Here is a 5,825-nt window from a genome sequence, read left to right as displayed (position 1 = left end):
ATCTCGTCGCGGAAGCGCACGTCATCGTAGACCTTCTCCGCCTTCGCGATGCGCTTGAGCCGCTCCAGCTCGCGCTTCGAGCGGTTCACGTCGGCGATGTTGGTGCGCTCGTGGGCCAGCAGGTACTTGGCGTAGGTCCAGCCCTTGTTCTCCTCGCCGACCAGGTTGTCCGCCGGCACCTCGACGTCGTCGAACCAGACCTCGTTGACCTCGTGCTCGCCGTCCATCGTGATGATCGGCCGCACCGTGATGCCGGGGCTCTTCATGTCGATCAGCAGGAAGCTGATGCCGGTCTGCGGCTTGCCTTCGGTGCTGGTGCGCACCAGGCAGAAGATCCAGTCGCCGTACTGGCCGAGCGTGGTCCAGGTCTTCTGGCCGTTGACGACGTAGTAGTCGCCGCGGCGCTCGGCGCGGCACTTCAGCGACGCGAGGTCGGAGCCCGAGCCCGGCTCGCTGTAGCCCTGGCTCCACCACACCTCGCCGCTCATGATGCCGGGCAGGTGGCGCCTCTGTTGCTCGGGCGAGCCGAAGGCCATGATCACCGGCGCGACCATCACCGGGCCGAAGGGCACCACGCGCGGTGCGCCGGCCAGCGCGCACTCTTCTTCGAACAGGTGGCGCTGGATCGCGTTCCAGCCCGGGCCGCCGAACTGCGTCGGCCAGGCCCAGCCGTGCCAGCCCTGCTGGCCGAGGATCTTCGCCCAGCGCTGCAGGTCGTCCTTCGACAGGCGCAGCGCGTTGTGCACCTTGTGGCTGATGTCCTTCGGCAGGTGCTCGGCGACCCAGCCGCGGATCTTCTGTCGGAAGGCCTGCTCTTCGGGCGTGAAGTTCAAATCCATCGTCGTGTCTCCTGTGCGCCGCGTTTTAGCACGGTCGTGCGCTGACGAAGTGTCCCAGCAGCGACAACGGGCCTACCGATAATCCCGCGGTGACTTCTTCCTATCGTTCCACCGTGGCCGCGCTGGCTGCCGGCCAGCTGGTGAGCTGGGCGGCGCTGTACTACGCATTCTCGTCCTTCGTGCTGCCGATGCAGCAGGCGCTGGGTTGGAGCAAACCCGTGTTGATGGGCGCCTTCACGCTCGGCCTGGCGGTGTGGGGCGCGAGCAGCTACGCGGCCGGCGCGGCGATCGACCGTGGCCACGGGCGGGGCGTGATGACGCTCGGCGCGGTGCTGGCCGGTGCCGGTTTCCTGCTGTGGTCGCAGGTGGCGCAGCCGGCCACGCTGTACGTCGCGTGGGTGTTGCTGGGCGCGGCGATGGCGATGATCCTGTACGAGCCGGCGTTCACCGTGCTGACCAAGCGCTTTCCGGAGCGCTACCGCGACGGCATCACGTCGCTGACGCTGGTGGGCGGCTTCGCGAGCACGCTGTCGTTCCCGGCGGTGGCCTGGCTGGTGAACGCCTGGGGCTGGCGCATCGCGCTGGCGGTGATCGGCGCCGTGCTGCTGCTGGGCGTGGCACCACTGCACGCCTGGGCGCTGCGTGGCAGCGATCCGCCGCAGGCGCCGCGTGGCGAGCACGACGCCGCTGACGATGCAACGCTGCACGAGGCCCTGCGCCACCGCGCGTTCTGGCTGCTCACTGCCACCTTCACGCTGTACTCGTTCTCGGCGGCCACGCTGTGGGCGCATGTGATGCCGATCTTCGCGTCGAAGGGGCGCAGCGAGGTGCAGGCGCTCGCGGTGCTGACCTGGATCGGGCCGGCGCAGGTGGCGGGGCGCTTCGTGTTCCTCGCCTTCGGGCGCCGGGTCACGCCGCGCGGGCKGGGGCTGGCGGTGCTGGGTGGCCTGCCGCTGTCGTTCGCGATCTTCGCGCTGGCCGAGCACTTGGCGGCGTTGATCGTGTTCGCGGTGCTGTTCGGCATCGCCAACGGGCTGGTGACGATCGTGCGCGGCAACCTGGTGCCCGAGTACTTCGGCCGGGCGCACGTCGGGCGCATCGGCGGGGCGATGTCGGCGATCGCGCTGTTGTCGCGGGCAGCCGCGCCGGTGCTGACGGCCTGGCTGCTGCTGGCGCTGCCCGGCTACCGCGAGCTGCTGCTGATGCTGGCGGCGCTCGGGGTGGTGGCGCTGGTGAGCTTTGCCTTCGCACGGCCACCCACGTGATGACGACCCCTCGATCGACGAGTACGTCGACCGATCCCCCGAGGGGATGCGGGCCGGCTTGGGGCGGCCCGGCGCTCGGCCCGCTGCGCGTTGGTCAAGGTTTCTTGTCGAGCGTCATCGTGTCGTTGTCGCGCTTCATCTGGAAGCGCGTCAGGAAGCTGTTGCCGAGCAGCACCTGGCTCATCGAGGCCGGCATGACGACGGCATCGACATTGAACACCTGCACGTCGCCGATGCGCACCGAATTGAGCGTGATGCGCCAGGCCGTCACCGAGCCATTGGCGGTGTTGACCATGCCGCGCTGGCCGTCGCGGTACTTCAACCCGATGGCGTCGGCTTCCGATTGGGAGATGCTCACGGTGGTGGCGCCGGTGTCGACGAGGAACACCACCGCCTTGCCGTTGATCGAGCCTTGCGAGTAGAAATGGCCGCCCGGGCCGACCGGCAGCACGATGCGGCTGCCGCCGCCTTCGACCGGCGCGGCCCCGAGGCTGACCTGCACGCCGCCGAGCCGCAGCTGCTGGCGCTCGCCGCCGACCTCGACGACGGCCTCGCCGCCCGACATGCTGATCAGCTTGACGCCCTGGACGGTGCTGCCGACGGCCACCGTGCGCGGCGYGCCGTTGATCATCAGCAGCGCCTTGTTGTCGCCCAGCGCACCGCTCATCGAGACGGTCTGGGCGGAGGCGGCCGCGGCGAACAGCGCGCCGGCCGCCAGCGCGGCGGCGAGGAGGGCGCGGCCCATCAGTCGCGGAAGTTGTCGAAGCTCAAGGGCGCGTCGGACACTTCCTTGCGGATCAGCGCCATCGCGGCCTGCAGGTCATCGCGCTTGGCGCCGGTGACGCGCACCGTGTCGCCCTGGATCGCCGCCTGCACCTTCAGCTTGCTCTGCTTGATCAGCGTCTGGATCTTCTTCGCGGTGTCGCTGTCGATGCCGTTCTTGACGGTGATCAACTGCTTGACCTTGTCGCCGCCGATCTTCTCGATCTTCGCGCTGCGGTCGAGGAAGCGGATGTCGACGCTGCGTTTGGTGAGCTTGGCCAGCAGGATGTCCATCACCTGGCCGATCTGGAAGTCGCTGTCGGCGTAGACCGTCAGTTCCTTCTCTTTCAATTCGACACGGGCGGACGAGCCCTTGAAGTCGAAACGGGTGCCGATTTCCTTGGCAGTCTGGTCCACGGCATTGCGCACTTCGACGAGATTGGGGTCGAGTACGGCATCGAAGCTGGGCATGATCGGTAGTTCCTCGCTGGATCAGCGAAAATTCTCGCATGCAAATCGAATCGGGCGTCAGCCTGAAACCCTACAACAGCTTCGGATTGCCGGCTGTCGCACACACTTTGGTGCGCATCGCCAGCGATGCGGACGTGCGTCGCGTCGTCGACCACCCGCAGCTCGGCCGTGCGCCGAAGTTCGTGCTGGGCGGMGGCAGCAACATCGTGCTGACGCGCGACATGCCGCAGGTGGTGCTGAAGGTCGAGGTCACCGGCCGGGCGCTGGTGCGCGAGACCGACACCGCATGGATCGTCGAGGCCGGGGCCGGCGAGAACTGGCACGAGTTCGTCGCGTGGACGCTGGCCCAGGGCTGGCCGGGCCTGGAGAACATGGCGCTGATCCCGGGCACGGTGGGCGCCTCGCCGGTGCAGAACATCGGCGCCTACGGCATCGAGCTGAAGGACCGCTTCGAGTCGCTGGACGCGGTCGACCTGGTCACCGGCCGCAGCGTCACGCTGGCGAGCGGCATCTGCGCCTTCGGCTACCGCGACAGCGTCTTCAAGCATTCGCTGGCCGGCCGCAGCGTGATCACGCGGGTGCGTTTTCGCCTGCCGAAGCCGTGGCAGCCGGTGCTGGGCTACCTGGAGCTGGAGCGCAAGATGGCCGAGACCGGCATCAGCGCGCCGCGCCCGCAGCAGGTGTTCGACTGGGTCTGCGCGATCCGCCGCGCCAAGCTGCCCGACCCGGCCCAGGTCGGCAACGCCGGCAGCTTCTTCAAGAACCCGGTCGTGACGCCGGAGCAATGCCGCGACATCATCGGCCGCGACCCGGAGATCGTGCACTACCCGATGCCCGACGGCAGCGTGAAGCTCGCGGCCGGCTGGATGATCGACGCCTGCGGCTGGAAGGGCAAGAGCATCGGCCGCGCCGGCGTCTACGAGAAGCAGGCGCTGGTGATCGTCAACCGCGGCGGCGCGATCGGCTCCGAGGTGGTGACGCTGGCGCGTGCGATCCAGGAGAGCGTGTACGGGCGCTTCGGGATCCGGCTGGAGCCGGAGCCGGTGGTGGTGTGAGCGGGTGGCCCGCGCTGTCAGTCGCGCGCGAGGTTCGCCATGGACGCACGCTTCGCGACCTCACGGTTGCGCAGGAGCAGGGCGGCGATCGCCTCACCTTGAGGGGCACTCAGTGGCGTATCGCCGAGATCCAGCGAGATCAGTGCATTGTTGGCCCTGATGGCCATGATCAGCTGGTCGACGAACTCGGCGTCGAAGGTGGCGTCGGGGAACGAAAGCGACGTCAGCTTGCACGCTGGATTCTGCAGCGCGTCCGTCAGCACGTCCTTCATCGTTGCGGAGTCCACGATGGGGCCACGCAAGGTCAACGATGAGAGGAGCGGGTTCGCGCGGATCGTGTCGCCCCACCACCGCAGTCTCTCGGTAGACCAGCAGGGCCAGGTCAGCCAGACTGATTCCGCCTTCAGGTGTGTCGACAGTGCATCGCTCAGTGCGGGCATCCACGCCGCGTTGCCGCCCGGCTCCTGCCTCAGGTGAATGCTCAGCTCGGACAGCGCCTTGATGCGGGGCGTGGCGTGCGAGAACAGCCGCACCAAGGCGCCGGAATCGGGCGGGGCCGCTTCGGATGCGTAGAGTGCGAGCCGATCCAGGCCCGTGTTGTGGGCCAACGCGTCGGCAAGGCGCCCGGCCTGCTCGGGTGTCGACGGGATCGGCAGTTCGATGCCCTTGATCTGCGGGCAATGGGACAGGACGCGGATGAAGAATTCGAGGTTGTCCGGGGTGATGTGTTCGAGCTCGAATTCGAGCTCGACGCCTTCGTCGCGGAAGCGGTTCACCTCGGGGTCGTGAACGCAGGCGTCGTAGACTTTGGCAGCCAACTGGAACTGGTCGAAGAGACCGTTGTCGGCACACCAGCAGAGCACGAGCTGCGCGTCGGCAGCCTCCACGGCCGGATTCGGCATGGTCGCGCTGCTCTGGAAGTGGCGCACACACTCTTCCTCCAGCGACGTGTCGAGCGCGGCCATGCCCTCGATCAATCGCTGCGTCTGGGCTGCGGCGGCGGGGTTGCCCGAGCCGCCGGGAACGAAGTGGCGCGGCGGTGATGCATCGCGGATGCGTTTCATGGTGGTTTCTCGAAGCTCATCGAATGGACACCGACCTGAGTGGCCCGCCGCCGCATCCGGGTTCCATCAGGGAGGGGGCGCTTCGCGCCAGCGCGCCGCCGCCTGCCCGCGCGTCTGCGCGCCCAGCTTGTCGAGGATGTTCGCGACGTGCCGCTTCACCGTGTGCGGGCTCAGGTCGAAGGCCCGCGCGATCAGCTTGTTGCTGTCGCCGGCGGCCATGCGCTCCAGTACCTCGCGCTCGCGGGTGCTGAGGGCGGCCAGCGGGCCGGGGCCTGCGACCTGCACGGCGAGCTGGAGGCCGGGCGCCGCGTCGGGACGAGGCGCCTGGTGCCCGCGCAGCCGCTCCGCGCTGTCCAGCCAGTTCGCCAG

Annotated in this window: 7 protein-coding genes; 2 read left to right on the top strand and 5 right to left on the bottom strand. The window is 68.5% G+C overall.

Annotation, left to right across the window (positions count from 1 at the left end):
* The coding region (locus AC1D15_RS15530) for an acyl-CoA dehydrogenase family protein (protein ID WP_477826674.1) at positions 1–839 on the bottom strand (839 nt) is incomplete at its 3' end.
* Between the two features lie 89 nt (positions 840–928).
* On the opposite strand from AC1D15_RS15530, the gene AC1D15_RS15525 reads away from it, so the two are divergent.
* On the top strand, positions 929–2,104 hold the full coding sequence (locus tag AC1D15_RS15525) for an MFS transporter (RefSeq protein ID WP_477826673.1): 1,176 nt from the start codon (positions 929–931) through the stop codon (positions 2,102–2,104).
* A gap of 94 nt (positions 2,105–2,198) precedes the next feature.
* Here AC1D15_RS15525 and AC1D15_RS15520 read toward each other — a convergent pair whose 3' ends face one another.
* Together AC1D15_RS15520 and AC1D15_RS15515 are read right to left on the bottom strand one after the other, a co-directional pair.
* The gene (locus tag AC1D15_RS15520; protein ID WP_477826672.1) at positions 2,199–2,849 is read right to left on the bottom strand and encodes a retropepsin-like aspartic protease family protein; all 651 of its coding nucleotides are present in this window, start codon (positions 2,847–2,849) and stop codon (positions 2,199–2,201) included.
* On the bottom strand, positions 2,849–3,337 hold the full coding sequence (locus AC1D15_RS15515; protein WP_477826671.1) for a YajQ family cyclic di-GMP-binding protein: 489 nt from the start codon (positions 3,335–3,337) through the stop codon (positions 2,849–2,851). Before AC1D15_RS15515 ends, AC1D15_RS15520 begins: the two co-directional genes overlap by 1 nt.
* 38 nt (positions 3,338–3,375) lie before the next feature.
* Between AC1D15_RS15515 and murB the strand changes: the two genes are divergently transcribed.
* Positions 3,376–4,392 (top strand): UDP-N-acetylmuramate dehydrogenase, encoded by a 1,017-nt coding sequence (gene murB, locus AC1D15_RS15510; RefSeq protein WP_477826670.1) that lies wholly within the window; start codon positions 3,376–3,378, stop codon positions 4,390–4,392.
* Positions 4,393–4,409: 17 nt separating this feature from the next.
* Here murB and AC1D15_RS15505 read toward each other — a convergent pair whose 3' ends face one another.
* A complete protein-coding gene (locus AC1D15_RS15505; RefSeq protein WP_477826669.1) occupies positions 4,410–5,456 on the bottom strand; it encodes a hypothetical protein in 1,047 nt (348 codons plus the stop codon).
* A 66-nt stretch (positions 5,457–5,522) separates the two neighbouring features.
* A partial coding sequence (locus AC1D15_RS15500; RefSeq protein WP_477826668.1) for a response regulator transcription factor occupies positions 5,523–5,825 on the bottom strand: 303 nt, incomplete at its 5' end.

The organism is Rhizobacter sp. P2_H2 (assembly GCF_056403375.1).
The sequence above is the reverse complement of the archived record's forward strand: the minus strand, read 5'-3'. Positions and strand labels throughout refer to the sequence as shown.

What these genes read in the sequence shown, in the direction of transcription:
- AC1D15_RS15515 (WP_477826671.1), bottom strand. Translation starts at nt 3,337, where the DNA reads ATGCCCAGCTTCGATGCCGTACTCGACCCCAATCTCGTCGAAGTGCGC.
- AC1D15_RS15505 (WP_477826669.1), bottom strand. Translation starts at nt 5,456, where the DNA reads ATGAAACGCATCCGCGATGCATCACCGCCGCGCCACTTCGTTCCCGGC.